Origin of the sequence: Ilumatobacter nonamiensis YM16-303, from assembly GCF_000350145.1 — a bacterium.
Classification (GTDB): domain Bacteria; phylum Actinomycetota; class Acidimicrobiia; order Acidimicrobiales; family Ilumatobacteraceae; genus Ilumatobacter_A; species Ilumatobacter_A nonamiensis.
In genome coordinates, this window is sequence record NZ_BAOL01000174.1 from 1 (window position 1) to 17,141 (window position 17,141).

17 protein-coding genes are annotated in these 17,141 nt (G+C 67.4%); 9 read left to right on the forward strand and 8 right to left on the reverse strand.

Features of this window, described 5'->3' with window-relative positions; genetic code table 11:
* On the reverse strand, positions 1 to 1,924 hold a 1,924-nt coding region (locus ON45_RS15545), incomplete at its 3' end, for an MMPL family transporter (RefSeq protein ID WP_051063165.1).
* A gap of 95 nt (positions 1,925 to 2,019) precedes the next feature.
* On the opposite strand from ON45_RS15545, the gene ON45_RS15550 reads away from it, so the two are divergent.
* Both ON45_RS15550 and ON45_RS15555 read left to right on the forward strand, forming a co-directional pair.
* Complete coding sequence (locus ON45_RS15550; RefSeq protein WP_040494924.1) at positions 2,020 to 3,183, forward strand: sensor histidine kinase; 1,164 nt, start codon at positions 2,020 to 2,022, stop codon at positions 3,181 to 3,183.
* Complete coding sequence (locus ON45_RS15555; protein ID WP_040494925.1) at positions 3,180 to 3,836, forward strand: response regulator; 657 nt, start codon at positions 3,180 to 3,182, stop codon at positions 3,834 to 3,836. Before ON45_RS15550 ends, ON45_RS15555 begins: the two co-directional genes overlap by 4 nt.
* Positions 3,837 to 3,854: 18 nt before the next feature.
* On the opposite strand, the gene ON45_RS15560 is transcribed toward ON45_RS15555, so the two are convergent.
* From ON45_RS15560 to ON45_RS15575, 4 genes are read right to left on the reverse strand one after another with little or no spacing between them, the layout of a single operon-like run.
* On the reverse strand, positions 3,855 to 4,637 hold the full coding sequence (locus tag ON45_RS15560; protein ID WP_040494926.1) for an ABC transporter permease subunit: 783 nt from the start codon (positions 4,635 to 4,637) through the stop codon (positions 3,855 to 3,857).
* Complete coding sequence (locus ON45_RS15565; protein WP_083915050.1) at positions 4,634 to 5,590, reverse strand: ABC transporter ATP-binding protein; 957 nt, start codon at positions 5,588 to 5,590, stop codon at positions 4,634 to 4,636. The genes ON45_RS15560 and ON45_RS15565 overlap by 4 nt, the downstream gene beginning before the upstream one ends.
* The gene (locus ON45_RS15570; RefSeq protein WP_040494928.1) at positions 5,587 to 6,498 is read right to left on the reverse strand and encodes an ABC transporter permease; all 912 of its coding nucleotides are present in this window, start codon (positions 6,496 to 6,498) and stop codon (positions 5,587 to 5,589) included. The genes ON45_RS15565 and ON45_RS15570 overlap by 4 nt, the downstream gene beginning before the upstream one ends.
* Positions 6,495 to 7,466 (reverse strand): ABC transporter ATP-binding protein, encoded by a 972-nt coding sequence (locus ON45_RS15575; protein ID WP_040494929.1) that lies wholly within the window; start codon positions 7,464 to 7,466, stop codon positions 6,495 to 6,497. The genes ON45_RS15570 and ON45_RS15575 overlap by 4 nt, the downstream gene beginning before the upstream one ends.
* Positions 7,467 to 7,563: 97 nt before the next feature.
* On the opposite strand from ON45_RS15575, the gene ON45_RS15580 reads away from it, so the two are divergent.
* Positions 7,564 to 8,391 (forward strand): phytanoyl-CoA dioxygenase family protein, encoded by an 828-nt coding sequence (locus ON45_RS15580; RefSeq protein ID WP_040494938.1) that lies wholly within the window; start codon positions 7,564 to 7,566, stop codon positions 8,389 to 8,391.
* A gap of 442 nt (positions 8,392 to 8,833) precedes the next feature.
* On the opposite strand, the gene ON45_RS15585 is transcribed toward ON45_RS15580, so the two are convergent.
* On the reverse strand, positions 8,834 to 9,985 hold the full coding sequence (locus ON45_RS15585) for a beta-ketoacyl-ACP synthase III (RefSeq protein ID WP_040494930.1): 1,152 nt from the start codon (positions 9,983 to 9,985) through the stop codon (positions 8,834 to 8,836).
* 78 nt (positions 9,986 to 10,063) lie between these two features.
* On the reverse strand, positions 10,064 to 10,687 hold the full coding sequence (yihA, locus tag ON45_RS15590) for a ribosome biogenesis GTP-binding protein YihA/YsxC (RefSeq protein ID WP_040494939.1): 624 nt from the start codon (positions 10,685 to 10,687) through the stop codon (positions 10,064 to 10,066).
* A 135-nt stretch (positions 10,688 to 10,822) separates the two neighbouring features.
* Here yihA and ON45_RS15595 point away from each other — a divergent pair, with 135 nt between their 5' ends.
* Positions 10,823 to 11,605, forward strand: coding sequence for a hypothetical protein (locus tag ON45_RS15595; RefSeq protein ID WP_040494931.1), 783 nt, complete (start codon positions 10,823 to 10,825; stop codon positions 11,603 to 11,605).
* Here the strand turns inward: ON45_RS15595 and ON45_RS15600 are convergent.
* Positions 11,588 to 11,797, reverse strand: coding sequence for a hypothetical protein (locus ON45_RS15600; RefSeq protein ID WP_040494932.1), 210 nt, complete (start codon positions 11,795 to 11,797; stop codon positions 11,588 to 11,590). The genes ON45_RS15595 and ON45_RS15600 overlap by 18 nt on opposite strands.
* 138 nt (positions 11,798 to 11,935) lie before the next feature.
* On the opposite strand from ON45_RS15600, the gene ON45_RS15605 reads away from it, so the two are divergent.
* The 5 genes from ON45_RS15605 to ON45_RS15625 form a co-directional block, all read left to right on the forward strand.
* A complete protein-coding gene (locus ON45_RS15605; RefSeq protein WP_040494933.1) occupies positions 11,936 to 13,210 on the forward strand; it encodes an aspartate aminotransferase family protein in 1,275 nt (424 codons plus the stop codon).
* A 72-nt stretch (positions 13,211 to 13,282) separates the two neighbouring features.
* Complete coding sequence (locus tag ON45_RS15610) at positions 13,283 to 13,744, forward strand: YccF domain-containing protein (RefSeq protein ID WP_051063167.1); 462 nt, start codon at positions 13,283 to 13,285, stop codon at positions 13,742 to 13,744.
* Positions 13,745 to 13,810: 66 nt separating this feature from the next.
* A complete protein-coding gene (locus ON45_RS23155) occupies positions 13,811 to 14,707 on the forward strand; it encodes a hypothetical protein (protein WP_040494934.1) in 897 nt (298 codons plus the stop codon).
* A 125-nt stretch (positions 14,708 to 14,832) separates the two neighbouring features.
* Entirely contained in the window at positions 14,833 to 15,582 is a 750-nt protein-coding gene (locus ON45_RS15620) for an LppX_LprAFG lipoprotein (RefSeq protein ID WP_040494935.1), read from the forward strand.
* Positions 15,579 to 17,141, forward strand: a 1,563-nt coding sequence (locus ON45_RS15625; protein ID WP_040494936.1) for an MFS transporter, incomplete at its 3' end; no start/stop codon positions are given. The genes ON45_RS15620 and ON45_RS15625, both read left to right, overlap by 4 nt.

The window sequence follows — 17,141 nt, forward strand, 5'->3', positions numbered from 1 at the left end:
CGTAGTCCATCGACAGCCCGAACAGGATGGCGAACATGAACATCGGGATGAACGACACCACGGGAATGGTCGTTTCCAGCCCGATCAACTCCTTTCCCCATCCCCACTGGAAGACCATCACGAGGACGCCGTAGGCCGCGCCGATGCTCAACAGGTTCAGCAGTGCCGCCTTGAGCGGGACGACCACCGATCGGAAGACCAGCATCAGCAGCAGGAACGACAGCAGGAGGACGGCGCCGATGAAGACGGGGAGTCGATCGGTCACGCGTCCGGCGACATCGCCGAAGTTCGCCGTCGAGCCGCCGATGTGCGCGGTGGCGTCGCGCCCGTCGAGCACCGACGGCAGCACGTCGGTTCGGAGTCGACTCACGGTGTCGAACGTGGCGTCGTCCTGCGGCGAGGTCGTGGGATAGGCGACGAGCGTCGCGACACCGGATGACGAGTCGACGGCGGGCTCACCGATGCCGGCGATCCCGTCATCCGCCGAAACCACGGCGGCGATCGACGACACGACATCGGGATCGCCCTTCGTGTCGATCGCGATCAACAACGGACCGTTGATGCCCGGGCCGAAGCCGTCGGCGACGAGGTCGTAGGCCCGTCGTTGGGTCTGCGATGTCGGCTGCGTGCCGTCGTCGGGAAAGCCGAGGTCGAGCGACAGCACCGGGGCAGTCAACGCGAGCAGCAGCACCGTCACTCCCACGGCGTATGCCCACGCATGACGACCGACGTGGCGGCCCCAGCGGGTCCAATCGGCTCCGACCTCGGTTCTGCGGTCGGCGCGGTGGATACGCAACCGGTCGATCCAACCTCCAGCGACTCCCAGGAAGGCCGGGAGCAGGGTGACCGACGCAACCACCATGATCAGCACGATGAGCGAGATCGCGACTCCCGCTGCCGTCATGAACGGGACGCCGGCGAAGGCCAGACCGAGGATCGCGATCACGACGGTCCCGCCCGCGAATATCACCGCCTGGCCCGCGGTCGCCACGGCACGGCCCGCTGCGTCGGCCACGTCGAGACCGCGATGCAGGAACTCGCGGTGGCGGGTGACGAGGAACAACGCGTAGTCGATCCCGACGCCGAGTCCGATCATGGCGCCGATCTGTGGTGCCCAGCTCGGAACGTCGATGACGTACGCCACGAGCGACATCGAGCTCACCCCGAGCGCGAGGCCGAACAGTGCCATTCCGATCGGCAGCCCCATCGCGATCACCGAGCCGAACGCGGCCAGGAGCACGATCATCGCGATGACCAGCCCGATCACCTCGCTCGATCCGGTCTCGGCCTCGCCGAACGCGAAGAAGAGGTCGCCTCCCGCTTCGACCTGCAGTGAGGAACCGACCTGGGCATCATCGACCAACTCGACGAGGTCGTCGAGATCCTGTCGGCCGAGCTCTTCGAGCACCGGGTACCGCACGGTGAGCACGGCAACCCTGCCATCGACCGAGACGTCCCCGCTCGCCACCGCCACGTCGGAATCGACCCGGAGGGCGGTCGCCGGATCGCTGACACCGAGCACATTCGGCAGGACCGTCGCGCGCTGGTGCAACGCGCGGAGTTCCTGTCGCGCCGCTTCCGACTCGAAGAACGTCACATCCGAATCGAGCGGTGTCACGACGATGCGCGCGGTGAGTCCGGCCTGATCGGACCCGACACCGCTCAGCAGCTCGACCGCCCGTTGGGAATCCACGCCGGGGACCTCGAACGAATCGTCGAGTTCGCGACCGAACAACCCCGATGCAGCGACGACCGCCACGGCCACGGCGAGCCACACCCCGATCACGCGCCACGGGCGACTCGCGGCACCATGACCCAACCGATACAACAGCGATGACATCTTCGACTCCTCCAGTTCGGGCGCACGGGTCGCCGTCCGGCGGTGCGCCTTCGTCATCGTCGTCTCGTCGCGTGACTCGAACATCGGGGATTCGGCCGCTTCGCTCCCGGCCGAAGTGTGGATGTCGAGTCATCCTTTCGGCCGATCCGCGCCAGGCGCAGATCTCTTACGCTGAGTTGATGGCCGCGCTGCTTCGCACCCTGCTCGACGAGCCGGCCGTTCCCGATCCACCTCGCCGGGTGTGGCGTGACTGGGTACTGCTCGCCGTGGCGTACCCCACCGTCGTGGTCGAGGGCATCGTGAACGTCAACGCCACGTGGCGGCCGTTCTCGACCGTCCTGGCGCTCGCCTTCGTGACGATGTTGCTGTGGAGGCGCACGCATCCGTTGGCCGTGCTCGTGGGGTCCCTCGCGTTCGTGATGATTGCCGAGCGGTTGTCCCAGGCCCTCTACGGCGAACCGTTCGAGTACTACTCGGTCGCGTTCGTGCTGCTCGTCCCGTACGCGCTCTTCCGATGGGCGTCCGGCCGCCACATGGCGATCGGGCTCGGCCTGATGGTCGTGATGCTGGTGTCGATGCTCGCCGGTGACTGGACCGGGATCGGTGATGCGATCGGCGGCACGCTCGTCTTCTTCTTCCCGGCGGGGCTCGGACTCGAGGTCCGCCAGATCGTCGGCAATCGTGAACGCGACCGCGAGCAGGTGAAGCTGCGCGAACGCGAACTGCTCGCGCGCGAACTTCACGACACCGTTGCGCACCATGTGTCGGCGATCGCGATCCGCGCGCAGGCGGGACGCGTCGTCGGTTCGGACGATCCGGCGGGAGCACTCGACGCGCTGGCCGTGATCGAGCAGGAGGCGTCGCGGACGCTCGCCGAGATGCGCAGCATCGTCGGGACACTGCGTGGCACCGATCCAGCCGAACTGGCTCCGCAACCGCGACTCGACGATCTGCGCGGTCTCGCCGATCCGGCGCCGTCGGTCGGCAACGAGCGGCAACTCGTCGTCAACGTCACGATCGCGGACGACGTCGGCGATGTCGGAACGGCCGTCGAGACCGCTCTGTACCGGCTCTCGCAGGAGGCGATCACCAATGCTCGCCGCCATGCCCGTGACGCGACCCTCGTTTCGGTCGACGTCGGTCGCGATGGCGACGCGGTCCGGTTGATCGTGCACGACGACGGGCGCCCATCGAGCCAGCCGACCGAGACAACGACCGGGTACGGGCTCGTCGGGATGACGGAACGGGCGCATCTGCTCGGCGGGACCTTGACCGCGGGCCCTTGCACGGAAAAGGGCTGGCGCGTCGAGGCGTCGATTCCCCGACAGGCGGTCGGTCGATGACGCTCCGCGTGCTGATCGCGGACGATCAGGAACTCGTGCGGACGGGTCTGCGGATGATTCTGGACGCGCAGGACGGCATCGACGTCATCGCCGAGGTGACCAATGGTCGTGAGGCGGTCGATGTCGCGCAACGCCTCCGACCGGACGTGTGCCTGCTCGACATCCGTATGCCCGTGCTGGACGGCATCGAGGCGACCCGTCTCCTCGCCGGCCCCGACGTCGACGCTCCGCTCGCGGTGGTGGTCATCACGACGTTCGACCTCGACGAGTACGTCCACGGGGCGCTCAAGGCGGGCGCACGGGGGTTCCTCCTCAAGGACGCCGGACCCGAGCTGTTGGCCCAAGCCGTGCACGCCGCGGCGAACGGCGACGCCCTGATCGCGCCCAGTGTGACCGCCCGCCTCCTGGCGAGCTTCGCGGACGCCGCGCCGTCAGGGCCTCCGGCTCAACCCGTCGATGCATTGACCGAACGCGAGGAACAGGTCGTGCTCACCGTCGCACGGGGCCGGACGAACGTGGAGATCGCCGACGAACTCCACATCAGTCTCAGCACCGTGAAGACCCACCTCGCGAGCCTGATGTCGAAGCTCGGCGCGCGCAACCGCGTCGAGATCGCCATGTGGGCCTACGAGACCAACCGCGTCCCCCGCTGACGTTCCGTCCGGGGTCGGTCAGTCGACGTCTTGGTGCGAGAGACGCCAGCTGGCGAGGACGACCGCCACGACGCTGACCGCGAGAGGGACGATGACGGCGGCGATCGTCGAGAAGTCCGCACCACCGAGGTCGGCGCCGGTGCGATCGACGATGATCGAGCGGGTGTAGGTCCGCATCGCGAACTGAGCCGTCCCGGCGCCGCCCAACGCAACGAAGCCCTCCCAGATCAGGATGTAGGCGAGGCCCCACACGATGTGTCGCTGCAGCCAGACGCCGAGCATCGTGAAGATCGCCGTGTACACGACGAGGCCGACGAGCGTCGCCAGCAGTGTCGCACCGACCAGCCCGTTGCCGACACCGGTGAGCGCGGCGCCCGTGACGACGGTTGCGAGCACGATCGGGGCGGCGAGGGTCAGTGAGGCCAGCGCCGCTCCCACGACGAGCGGCCACCGGGACATCGGACGGAGCCAGAGATAGACGAGCGTCTTGTCCTCGCGGAGATCACCGATCGAACCACCGGCGAACACGAGGCACACCACCGGAACGACGACCGCGAACCCGAGGTTCGCGACCACCGACGCGGCACGGTCGACCGTCGCCTCATCCGAGACGCCGAGCGCGAACCCGGCCACCGTTGCCGTCAGCGACAACAGGAACAGCGCCACGATCCGCCCCGGACTCCGCATCTGGCCCAGCACCAGTCGGTACGAGATGATGGCTGCGTCGACCCCCCGCACGGACGAGCGCTCGATTCCCGTCGGGTAGGTCGTGGGAGTCCTCGAGGTCGGTTCGGCGGTCATCGCCCCTCCACCAGGTATCGGAACACGGACTCGAGGTCGTCGTCGAGGGGGTACACCTCGTCGAGTCGAACTCCGAGCGCGAGGGCGAGCGGAGCGAGTTGGCGTCCGAGCGTGTCGACGTCGTCGGTCTCGACCACCGCCTTGCCGTCGGCAATCGTCAACGAGTTGACCAGCCCGAGACGCACCAGCTCCGTCGAGAGTCGGCGGGGGTCGGATGCTCCGAGCCGGATGCGATGCGGTCGGTCGTCCATCAGCTCGCGCAGGTCCCGGTAGTCACCGCTCGCCACGAGACGACCTTGGGCGACCACCAGGATGCGCGAACCCAATCGCGCCACTTCGTCGAGCACGTGACTCGACACCAGGACACAGCGCCCCTCGTCCCCGAGTCGATGGAACAACTCGATCATTCGGCGCCGCTGCACCGGGTCGAGTCCGGTCAACGGTTCGTCGAGGACGAGCACTTGCGGGTCGTTCACCAGCGCGGCGGCGACCTTCACCCGTTGCCGCATTCCCTTCGAGAACTGTCCGACCGGCTTGGCACCGACGTCGGCGAGGTCGACCTGCTCGAGCGCCCAGCGCGCGACCGTGGCGACGCCGGACTGCTCCACACCGTGCGTGCGCGCGGCGACCGCGACGAACTCGGACGCGGTGAGGTGATCGAACAAGGCGTCCTGTTGGGGAACCAGACCGATCGAACCGCGCACTTCACGATCGCGGCGTGGATCCTTCCCGAGGACGCGGAGTGTTCCGCGAGACGGTGGCGTCAACCCGCACAGCATGCGGAACAGCGTCGACTTTCCCGCGCCATTCGGACCCAACAGTGCGGTCACTCCCTGACCCACTCCGAAGGTCACGTCGCTCACCGCGACGACGGAACGGAAGAACTTCGACACGCCGTCGACCGTGATCATGCCGGGCGTGGTCGGCGCCTGGGGTGGCGGCAGAGTGCTCATCGCGCCACCACGAGCCGGGAGTATCGCCACACCACGATCGCGATGCTGCCGAGCGTCCACGCGAGGTTGACCGCCAGGATGCTCAGCGTCGACAACTCGGGGAAGTTCCCGGGCTCTCCGAAGATCCGGTACACCAACTCGAACGGCATCGAGAACACGTCGATCAGGCGCCAGTACGGCGAAAGATCGGCGCCGTCCACGAGCGCCCCCGCCACCGCGGGCGATGCCAGTGCGAGGAGCACCACGCCGATCGATGCGAAGGCACGTCGATCGGTGAGGCTCGCGGCCGCCATCGACACCGCGCTCAACGACGCCGAGACCGCCATCGCGGCCACGACGATCCGAACCAACACCGTCACCCATTCGCCCGGCCCATCCGGGCCGACGTTCTCGAACGTGTACCCGACCAACAACAGCAGTGGCGGACCGAGCGTGACGAGCGCGAGCGTCGCAACCACGGCGAGGGCCTTCGCGAGCAGGTACGTGCTGCGCTGGAGGGGTGTGGACAGGTACATCGCGAGCATCCCGTTGCGTCGATCGCCCACGAGCACCTCGGGTGCGACGAGCCCGGCGAACAGCAGGATGGCGGCGGTGATGAAGCCGTAGTAGCCCGCGTAGTCGGCGATCTCGTTGGGGTCGAGGATGTCGCCGACGAGCACCGCGAGGCCGACGAACGCGATGGCGGGGACGTACGCGATCGCGACCGCGAGCACGGGGAAGATCTTGTGTCGTGCCGGCCGGCCCAGTCCGAGCGTCGAGCGGATGCTCTGCCACGTCACCGCACGAATCGCCTGGCCCACACCGGCGCGAGGTCCCTCGTACCGCTGGAAACCTCGGTCGACGATCTGCGCCGTGGCGCCGTCGCTCGCGGTCGGTTGCGGCGGTGAGGGTGGTGGGAGGTCGCTCATTCCGTGCCACCGGTCCGGGCCGTGGACGGACGATCCGAGGAGTCGCCCCGCTCATTCGTGAACACGTCGTCGAGCGTCCGTCGACGGCGCCCGAGTCGACCGATCCGAGCACCGGAATCGGCCACCGCGCGCACGACCGCGTCGAAGACCTCCTCGTCGTTCTCGCCCGTCACCGTCAGGCCCGGATCACGTCGCGCGACCGTCCATCCGCCCGCGACCAACCGCTGTGCGACCAGATCGATCGAATCGCGGCGGTCGGCCACCTCGACGATCTCGACGTCGACGCCGCCGAGCGCTCCGGCGAGTTCGTCGAGTGATCCCTGAGCCACCAGACGACCGGCGTCGAGGGCGATGACGTTGTCGCAGATCCGCTCGACCTCCTCGAGCACGTGCGACGACAGCATGACGTCGATCCCGAACTTGCGGTTCACGTCGACGATGATCGCGAGCATCTCGTCGCGCTGGACCGGGTCGAGTCCGTCGGTCGGTTCATCGAGCACGATCAGCCTCGGGTCGGCAGCGATCGCCTGCGCCAACTTGACGCGTTGGCGTTGCCCGGTCGACATCGTGCCGAGGGCACGGAACCGCTCCTCGCCGAGCCCGACGAGATAGAGCGAGTCACTCGCCCGTGACCGAGCCTCGTCACGCGGAAGCCCGCGGATCTGGGCGAAGTGGCGGACGTAGTCGTAGGCGACCATGTCGTCGGGGAACACATTGCGTTCCGGCCCGTACCCGATCATGGCGCGCAACTGTGGACCGTCAGCCGATGGATCGAGTCCGAGCACGCTGATCCCGCCAGAGGTCGGCTTCAGCAAGCCGAGCGCGAGTGAGATCAGCGTCGTCTTGCCTGCGCCGTTCGCACCGACGAGGCCGGTCACGCCCGGTGAGACGCGGAGATCGAGACCGTCCAGCGCTCTGGTGGAGGGGAACTCCATGACCAGACCCGTCGTCTCGATGATCGATGACACGGCGACAGCGTCGCACGGAACCGTTCTCGTCGCATCGCCCATTCGGCCCATTCTCGTCCACCGGAAGGCCGAGTCGGCGTCGGAGTACCCTCGTCGAATGGGCGTGATCCACCTGCCAGCCTCCACACCCGCCGCCGAGATCCACGACGTGCTCGCGACCGAGGGCGCACTCGTGATCGACGAACTCGCGTCGCCCGACGTGATCGATCGCATCGCCGCGGAGATGGCCGAGCACGTCGACGACACGCCGCTCGGCTCCGACGACTTCTCGGGCCGGTCGACCAAACGGACCGGTGCGCTGATCGCGCGCTCGGAGACGGCGCGGGAGCTGGTCACGCATCCACTCGTGCTCGACGTGGCCGGTCGCCTCCTCCATCAAGCGACGAAGTTCCAGATCCATCTCACGCAGATCATCTCGATCGGGCCGGACTCACCCGGCCAGGCGATCCATCGTGACGAGTGGGCGTTCGACTTCTTCCCGTTCCCGTCCGACGTCCATCCGCAGTGCAACACCATCTGGGCGATGACCGACTTCACCGAGGAGAACGGCGCGACCCGGGTGATCCCCCGAAGCCAGGACTGGGAGGTCGACATGGGCCACCAGGTGAGCGAGACGGTGGCCGCCGAGATGACCAAGGGTTCGTGTCTGCTCTACACCGGCAAGGTGTACCACGGAGGCGGAGCGAACCGATCCGACGTCGTGCGCAGCGGCCTCAACCTCACGTACTGCGCGGCGTGGTTGCGGCAGGAGGAGAACCAGTACCTGTCGTGCCCGCCCGAGGTCGCCGCGGAACTCGACGACGACCTCCTCAAGTTGATGGGCTATCAGATCGGCGCGTACGCGCTCGGCTACGTCGATGACGTCCGTGACCCGCTCGCCGCCCTCCGCGGCTCCACGGGCTCCATGTCCTTCGCCGCGAACTGACCCCGCCCCGCACCACCCGCACCACCCGCACCATCCACCTCACCAGGTCCCTTCCGAGAAATTTCGAGTGATCGGGACGCTCAGCGTCTCGATTGCTCGAAGTTTCCCGCTCTGACCGGTTGGCCGGGCCGAATTTCGTGGGATCCGGTCGGCCAGCGTCTCGATTGCTCGAAATTTCTCAGGCGAGGCGGGGATCGGTGCGAGGCGAGGATCGGCGGTGGGCGGGTCAGTTCGGCGGTGAGGATCAGTCGGCGGCGAGGCCGGCGGCGGCGAAGGCGACGCTGAAGCGGACGCACCAGACCACCATGGTGTCGTCGCAACAACGCCCAGTCCCCCGGCCGGCACGATGTACCTCCTGATCCCGTTCATCGCGCGAATCCAGATCGGGAGTGAAACATGCCGCCGACCGTTCCGAAACGGACCGGGAACCCCATCGTGGAGATCAGGCGCGCTGCACGATGACGCTGCCCACGGAATACCCCGCTCCGAACGAGCAGATCACTCCGAGGTCACCGCTCGACAGATCGTCCCGGTGCTTGTGGAACGCGATCACCGAGCCCGCCGACGACGTGTTCGCGTACTCGTCGAGAATGACCGGGGCTTCGTCCTCGTCGGGAATGCGACCGAGCACACCCTTGGCGATCAGTTGGTTCATCTTCAAGTTGGCCTGGTGGAGCCAGAATCGGCGCACGTCGGTCGGCTCGACGTCGACCTCGCCCAGGTGTCCGGTGATGTGCCGGACCACGAGCGGACACACCTCCTTGAACACCGACTGTCCGTTCTGACGGAAGACCAGTTCGTGCGGATCGCGCGCTTCGTCCTCCGATTCGTTGAGGAAGCCGAAGTCGTTGCGGATGTTGTTCGAGAACTGGGTGGCGAGTTTGGTGCCGAGCACGTCCCAGCGACCGTGTTCGCCACTGCCGTCGTTGACCGCATCGTCGGTCCGTTCGAGTACGAGCGCCGTGCACGCGTCCCCGAAGATGAAGTGGTGATCGCGCAGCTCGAAGTTGTTGTGACCTGACGTGATCTCCGGGTTCACCACCACGACGCAGCTCGCGGTTCCGTTGCGGAGAGCATCGACCGCGTTCTGGATCGAGAACGTCGCCGAGGAACACGCCACGTTCATGTCGAACGCCCACCCGCCGGCACCGAGCGCGTCCTGGACCTCGATCGCGACCGCCGGGTAGGCGCGCTGCAGGTTGGAACAGCCGACGATCACTGCGTCGACATCGGACGGCTTCCGCCCAGCCTGCTCCAACGCCTCATGGATCGCGGGCAGCGACATCTCGGCCTGCACACCGAGCTCATCCTCACTGCGCGTCGGGAGGTGTGGGCGCATCCGATCCGGATCGAGCACTCCCGACTTCTCCATCACGAACCGCGACGCGATGCCCGACGCCTTCTCGATGAACGCTTCGTCGGGAACATCGCGAGCCGCGAGCGTGCCGGCGGCGATCTCGTCGGCGTGGTCGGCGTTCCACTTCTCGACCGAGGCCGTGAGCGAGGCCGCGAGCTCCGCATTGCTGATCGACTCGGCGGGCGTGAACAAGCCGGTCCCGGTGATCGAGACACGGGTGAGGGAAGCGGAGGCCATACCTCGAAACTACGGCACCCGACGCCGACGGACCGTGCCCGGTGGGTCGGGATCGAGCTCGGCCCTGCCGTCAGGCGGTCAAGCGAGATGCGTGCGGACGAGGGAGCGGAGCCGGTCGATGCCGTCGCCCTTCGTGGCGCTCGCCCACACGACGTCGCCGGGGTCGAGCATGCAACCCGCGGCCAACTCCTTCTTCCGTGTCGCGCGTTTGGATGACTTGACCTTGTCGAGCTTCGTCGCCACCACCGTGTGCGGGACGGCGTTGAAACGCAGCCAGTCGAGCATCTGTACGTCGAGCTTGGTCGGACCGATCGCACCGTCGACCAGCACGAACACCATCACGAGTTCGTCGCGTTCGAGGAGATATCCCTCGATCATCGCTGGCCAGTCGCCCTTGACGCTCTTGGCCGCCTTGGCGAATCCGTAGCCGGGAAGGTCGACCACGGTGCCGACCGGTTCCTCGGCGAGGCGAGGTCCCTTGTTCCCGCCCTGGCCCTCGTCGAGTCGGAACAGGTTGATCAACTGCGTCCGACCCGGCGTGTTCGACACGCGTGCCAATTGCTTGCGATTGGCGAGGGCGTTGATCAACGATGACTTGCCGACGTTCGATCGCCCCACGAACGCGACCTCGACGGGCGACTCCGGGAGTGTGTGGGCGCGGGATGCCGACTCCACGAATGTCAGTTGCAGCGGGCTGCTCATGTCCCCATCATCCAACCTTCCGCGGCCGGAAACGTGCGATCCGAGCAGAAGTTCGAAATCCACGACATCGTGTCGGCGGCCCCTCGTACTGTCGATTGACACACTTCGCCCCCGCTCCACAGGAGGAACCCCCACATGATTCGCGCCCGTTCGACCCCCATCCCCCTCGCGATCGCTGCGCTGGTCGCCCTCACCGCTGGCTGCAGCCAGATCGCCGAACGCGCCACCGAAGAAGCCGTCGAGCGCGCGGTCGAGTCCGGGAGCGGCGACGACGTGGACATCGATTTCAGCGACGGCGAGGTCTCGATCGAATCCGAGGAGGGCAATCTGACGATCAACGCCGACGAGAACGGCGTCGAGATCGACGGAACCGACGCGGACGGCAACGACTTCTCGTTGAACGCCGACGAGAACGGACTCGAGGCGGACAGCGACGAAGCCGGATCGTTCGACGTGGACGCCGACGGCAGCTTCACCGCAACCGACGAAGACGGCGAGGTGACCACGGGTGACATCGACGTCGATGGAGAGAACGTCGACCTCGACATCGACGGTGTGGAGGGCGAATCCGTGTTCAACACCGGCGAGGGGATCCCGGATCAATGGCCGAGCGGCGTCCCCGAACCGGACGGGATCGATGACGTCTTCGGCACCTATGTCGCCGAAGCCGGCGAGGAGAGCTTCGTCGTCGCCGGTTCCGCGGACGGCAGCGCGGAGGAAGTCTTCGACGACTACGTCGGCCGGCTCACCGAAGCGGGCTACGAGGAGACGTCGTCAGCGAATCAGGGCGACCAGTTCCGCACCGCCACGTTCGCGAACGGCGAGAGCACCGTGGCGGTCACGACTCAGTGGACCGGCGAGACGACCGAGCTGATCGTCCTCGTCGACCGACCGGCTTCGTCAGCCGGAGACGAGTGACGCGATCGCCCAGATCGCGGCGACGAGTCCGATCAACGCGTACACGAGCGACCGACCCACCGGTGCCCGTTCGAGATGCGCGTCGTCGAGTTGCCGCTCGGGTGGCTTGACCACGGCGAGGAGGCTGCCTGCGAACAGTGCGCCACCGAACGCCAGCACGAGCAGCGGCAGCAGATCGTCACCGAGGAACACGGCGGGCAGCGTATGGCGATCGAGCCACCTCCGGCACATCGATTCGACAGCGTGGAGCTTGCCGGGATGGTCGCCTGACCCGCTCGACCTCGCGGCTCAGCGCACTCACGGCTCACGGCAGGGTGCCAATCTGGGGTGATGGATCTCGATGATGCCGTTGTCCACGCCCGCCGCCGGTACGCCGACGCGCGGCCGCTGAGCCGCGACGTCGGAGATCGGGCTCGGACGGTGCAGCCGGGCGGCAACACTCGGTCGGTCCTGCACTTCGACCCGTTCCCGTTCCGTGTCGAGCAGGCGAGCGGGTGTGAACTCATCGACATCGACGGGCACCGCTACGTCGATCTGCTCGGCAACTACACCGCCGGGTTGCTCGGTCATGATCCGGCCCCCGTCCTCGACGCCGTGCGCGAAGCACTCGACAGCGGGTGGTCGCTCGGTTCGGTCCACGAGAACGAGGTGCGACTGGCCGAGTTGTTGGTCGAGCGTTTCGACTCGATCGAGCGGATCCGGTTCACGAACTCGGGAACCGAGGCGAACCTCATGGCGCTCGCCGTCGCGACCCATCACACCGGTCGGTCCAAGGTCGTCGTGTTCGCCAACGGCTACCACGGCGGTGTTCTGACCTTCGGTGCACAACCGAGTCCGGTGACGGTGCCACACGAGTGGGTGGTGTGCGGATACAACGACGTCGACGACGTGACCCGCGCGTTCGAGGAACACGACGGCAACGTCGCGGCCGTGCTCGTCGAGCCGATGCAGGGCTCGGGTGGCTGCATCGTCGGCGAGCCGGATTTCCTCCGGTCACTGCGCGCACTGTGCGACACGCACGGCTCGCTGCTGGTCTTCGACGAAGTCATGACGTCGCGCTTCTCACGCGGTGGGGCCCAGCAACTCCTCGGCATCCGACCCGACCTGACGACGCTGGGCAAGTACCTCGCCGGCGGGTTCACGTTCGGGGCGTTCGGTGGTCGCGCCGATGTGATGGCACACTTCGATCCTGCCGCGGGCGGAACGCTCGGGCACGCGGGAACCTTCAACAACAACGTCGTCTCGATGGCGGCGGGAGTCGCCGGGCTCCGCGACGTCCTCACGGACGACGTGCTCGCGGCAGTTCATGCCCGCGGTGACGCGCTGAGAATCGCCATCGGCGAGACGTTTCGGCGCAACAGCGTCCCGATGTCCATCACGGGATCCGGCTCGTTGATGAACGTCCACGGCACGACCGGACCGGTCCGTTCGGCGCACGACCTGGCCGAAGCCGACGATCGGCTGCGGGAGCTGTTCTTCTTCCACTGCCTCGACGCCGGCTTCTACCTCGCACGCCGCGGCTTCATCGCCCTGAGCATCGAGGTGTCCGACGCCCAGATCTCCGAGTTCCTCACCGTCGTCGATTCCTTTCGTATCGCCGAGTGACGGCGCAGCACGACCGACACCGGACCCCGGAGGTCTGATCCTTGCCCTGCGGAACATGGAATACTCCGGGCGATGAACACGTACCCGACACCTGTCGCCGCCGGACGGAACGGCCCGCTCCGCGTGATCGGCAACATCTTGTGGTTCGTGCTCGCGGGCCTGTGGATGGGAATCGCGTACATCGTCGCCGGAGTGCTCCAGTGCATCACGATCATCGGTATCCCGTTCGGCCTCCAATCGTTCAAGCTCGCGGGATACGCGTTCTGGCCGTTCGGTCGCGTCGTCTACGAACGAACCGACCGCGACGCCGCGTTGTCGTGCCTCGGGAACGTGATCTGGTTCCTGCTCTCGGGGCTCTGGTTGGCGATCGGCCATGTCATCGGCGGTGTCCTCCTCTGTCTCACGATCATCGGGATCCCGTTCGGCATCGCTTCGTTCAAGCTCGCCGGCCTCGCACTGGTCCCGTTCGGCAAGGTCGTCGTCACCGCCGGACAACCGCTGCCACCGGAAGCCCGCGTCTACCTCGCGCTCTGACCGAGCGCGCCGGGTCCGCCCCGCGCGTGACCCGGTGCGGAGTGCTTCATCGGCGAGGATGGCGGGATGAGTCGTCGCGGCGGATCGAGCGGGAGGTTGGCGCTCGCAGGATTCGCGGCCGCCGGATTCGCGATCGCGCTCGTGGCGTTCGTCTCGGCACAACTCGCCCTGATGTCCGTCCTCGACGCGAACCGGGCCGAACGTGCGGCCGCAGAGATCGCCGCATCCCGATTCGCCGCGGACGTCATCGACCAGACCGTGACCAATGCGATCGCGCCGATCGCGGGTGAGTCCATCGCACAGCAGGCGGCGGCCGTGGCGAGCAACGACCCGACCGTGATTCGAGTCGTCGAGACGTCGTTGCTCGACGCGCATCGCCAGATCGTCGACCGTGACGCTCCGGACGAGGTGGTCGACGGCAACGTCGCGGTGGGCTCGGCGATCGTGACGTCCGTGGCCGATACGGCCGCCGCGAACGGCATCGACGTGGGCGCGCTCGGCCTCGGCGACCCCGCGACGCTCGATTCGGCCGCGATCGCCACCGAGGCCGGTCTCCCCGACGTGGTGCCGGACGACCTTCCGCGGCTCGGGCTGCGCGACGTGGCCGAGACGACCCGCACGATCGCGCTCGTGGCGATGTTGGTTTTCGCCGCGATCGCCGTGCTCGCGCACCCCCGGCCGGGTCGGTCGTTGCGCGGGATCGGGATGAAGGTCGCGATCGTCACCGGAGCATGGTTGGTCGCCCTGCTCGTCATCGGCTGGGTGATCGGCTTGGTGTCCAACACCCTGTTCGGCGAGATGCTCGATGCGGTGTGGTTCGATGCGGTCCCGTCGATGCTGTTCCTCGTCGGTGCCGGCGTCGCGATCGGGATCGCGCTCGTGTTCGCGGGCATCTCCGTGGATGGATTCAGCCGCGAGCTCCAACATCGCCACACCCGGTACGAGGACCCGTACCCGTACTGATCCGCGACAATGTCGGGGCGTGGGAATGGATGCGGGTGCAGCCCGGTTGTCACATTGTTCGGCTGATTTCCGGTCCGAACCCGACGACACGGTGTCGTCGGCCAAAATCTCGAGGACCCCCCCCCATGACGAACATGATCGCCATTCGACCGCTTCGGCGCTACGCATTCATCGCGGCGGCCACGGCTGCGCTCGCCGCGTGCGGCGGCGACTCATCCGAGTCCGAACCGACCGAGCCGACGATCCCCCCGGACGCGCAGGCGATCGTCGATGCCTCGGCGGTGGCGATGGGGGACACCGAGAGCGTCCGCTTCGAACTCCGACGCTCGGGGGCGCCGGTCTACATCGACCAGGTCGAACAGCTCGCGTTGAACAGCGTCATCGGCCAGTTCGAGGTCCCCGGTTCCGCGCAGGCCGTCATCGAGGTCGAGGTCGACGGTGGTCTGATCAGCGAACTGGGCGCGGTCGCGCTCGATGACGAGATCTGGCTGTCGAACCCGATCACCGGCGTGTTCGAACCGCTTCCCGCGGGCATCGATGTCGACCCGTCGTTGTTCTTCGATCCGGAGAACGGCTGGCAGCCGCTGATGGAGGATCTCACCGACGTCGAACTGGTCGGGATCGAGGAGCGCGACGGCGCCGATCGATATCACGTCACCGCAACCGCTCCCGCCGAACGGGTCGAGGTCGTCACCGCACGGCTGGTGCGCGATCAGGACGTCGAGATCGATTTCTGGATCCAGCCCGTCACCGGTGAAGTACGCGCGGCGGAGTTCACCGCGGACGTCGGCGGAGACGAGGTCGCGTGGGCGCTGGAACTGAGCGAGTACGGCGAGGACTTCGACATCGAACCACCGGAGGGTCTCGGTTCGTGACCGACGTCGACCCCGCGATGGGCGTGCGTGCCGGACCGTCGCCGCGCGCGATCCTCTGGGCCGTCGGGTTCAGTGTGTTCGTCGCGGCCGACGACCTCACCGTCGTCTCGACGATGCTGCGCCCGATCATCGGCGACCTCGGCCTGGTCCTCCCCGACGGACTCGACGACGCGGCCTGGATCGTCAACGCCTACCTCATCGCGTTCATCGCGGTGATGCCGATCGCAGGTCGCGTGAGCGACGTGATCGGCCGACGACGGACGTTCATGTTGGCCTACGCGATCTTCCTGGTCGGCACGATCTGGATTCCGTTGTCGAACTCGCTCGGTCCGTTGCTCATCGGCCGCGTCCTCACCGCGATCGGCGGCGGCGCGATGGTGCCGATCGCGCTCGCCGTCGTCGGCGACGTCTACCCCGTCGCGCGCCGCGCGCGAGCGCTCGGAACCCTCGGTGCGATCGAGACGCTCGGTTGGGTCTGGGGTCCGCTGTACGGGGCGATGCTCGTCCGGTTCCTGTCCTGGCGGTGGCAGTTCTGGTTGAACGTTCCCCTCGCGCTCGCCGGTGCGGCCGCGGTCTGGTGGGCTCTCACCGAGCACGACCGACCCGACCGGAAGGCACGAATCGACTGGCTCGGCGCCGGCCTGCTCACGACCGCGCTCGTGTCGCTGAACCTCGCTCTGCTCGGCTCGGCCGAGGTACAGAGTGTTCAAGGTCTCGACGAGCTCACGGGCAACGGTGGGACCGATCTACGCTGGCTGTACCCGGTCGCGATCGTCGCCGGCGCCGGTTTCCTCTGGAACGAACGTCGGCTCCGTCGTCGCGGTCGTGTCGCGTTGCTCGACTCGGCCCTGTTCCGCGGTCGGAACGTCCGCGTGGCGCTGATCGTCAACTTCGTCGTCGGCGCCGCACTCGTGATCGCGATGGTCGACGTGCCGTTGTTCGTCAACGCGGTCGAGATCGACCTCGAACGTTCGGCGGTCGTCGCCGGGTGGATCCTGTCGGCATTGACCGCGGCGATGGCCCTGCTCTCCTACGTCGGCGGGCGGATCACCGAACGAACCTGGTACGGACCGCCGATCATCCTCGGACTCGTCGCCGCGACCGTCGCCTACACCCTGATGGGCCTCACGTGGGGCGGCGACACGCCGTATCCGGTGCTCGCGATCCAGCTTGCGCTGCTCGGCGGAGGAATCGGGCTGACGGTGGCGCCGACGACGTCCGCGGTCGTCGACCATGCCGAACCCGACTCGCGCGGCGCCGCGGCCGCCGTCGTGATGGTCGTGCGGATGATCGGACTGAGCGTCGGGCTGTCGGCATTGACCGCGTGGGGCCTGGCCCGTTTCAACGCGCTGCGCGCCGACATCGAACTGCCGCCGATCACCGACCCCGACTTCCAAACGGCACTCAACGACGCCACCCAGGACCTCACGTCGCAGTCGATCGCCGACACCTTCCTCGCGAGTGCCGTCGCGCTGGGAATCGGCCTCGCCCTCTGCCTGCTCCTCCTCCGCCGCCCCACCACCACAACCCCCGTTCTCGTGAACAGTTCGCGCACGGAG

Excerpts from the sequence above, each read along its gene's own strand:
- ON45_RS15610 (WP_051063167.1), top strand. The coding sequence starts at position 13,283 with ATGAACACGTACCCGACACCTGTCGCCGCCGGACGGAACGGCCCGCTC.
- ON45_RS15565 (WP_083915050.1), bottom strand. The coding sequence starts at position 5,590 with ATGAGCACTCTGCCGCCACCCCAGGCGCCGACCACGCCCGGCATGATC.
- ON45_RS15550 (WP_040494924.1), top strand. The coding sequence starts at position 2,020 with ATGGCCGCGCTGCTTCGCACCCTGCTCGACGAGCCGGCCGTTCCCGAT.
- ON45_RS15560 (WP_040494926.1), bottom strand. The coding sequence starts at position 4,637 with ATGACCGCCGAACCGACCTCGAGGACTCCCACGACCTACCCGACGGGA.
- ON45_RS15585 (WP_040494930.1), bottom strand. The coding sequence starts at position 9,985 with ATGGCCTCCGCTTCCCTCACCCGTGTCTCGATCACCGGGACCGGCTTG.
- ON45_RS23155 (WP_040494934.1), top strand. The coding sequence starts at position 13,811 with ATGAGTCGTCGCGGCGGATCGAGCGGGAGGTTGGCGCTCGCAGGATTC.
- ON45_RS15555 (WP_040494925.1), top strand. The coding sequence starts at position 3,180 with ATGACGCTCCGCGTGCTGATCGCGGACGATCAGGAACTCGTGCGGACG.
- ON45_RS15620 (WP_040494935.1), top strand. The coding sequence starts at position 14,833 with ATGACGAACATGATCGCCATTCGACCGCTTCGGCGCTACGCATTCATC.
- yihA (WP_040494939.1), bottom strand. The coding sequence starts at position 10,687 with ATGAGCAGCCCGCTGCAACTGACATTCGTGGAGTCGGCATCCCGCGCC.
- ON45_RS15570 (WP_040494928.1), bottom strand. The coding sequence starts at position 6,498 with ATGAGCGACCTCCCACCACCCTCACCGCCGCAACCGACCGCGAGCGAC.
- ON45_RS15605 (WP_040494933.1), top strand. The coding sequence starts at position 11,936 with ATGGATCTCGATGATGCCGTTGTCCACGCCCGCCGCCGGTACGCCGAC.
- ON45_RS15595 (WP_040494931.1), top strand. The coding sequence starts at position 10,823 with ATGATTCGCGCCCGTTCGACCCCCATCCCCCTCGCGATCGCTGCGCTG.
- ON45_RS15580 (WP_040494938.1), top strand. The coding sequence starts at position 7,564 with ATGGGCGTGATCCACCTGCCAGCCTCCACACCCGCCGCCGAGATCCAC.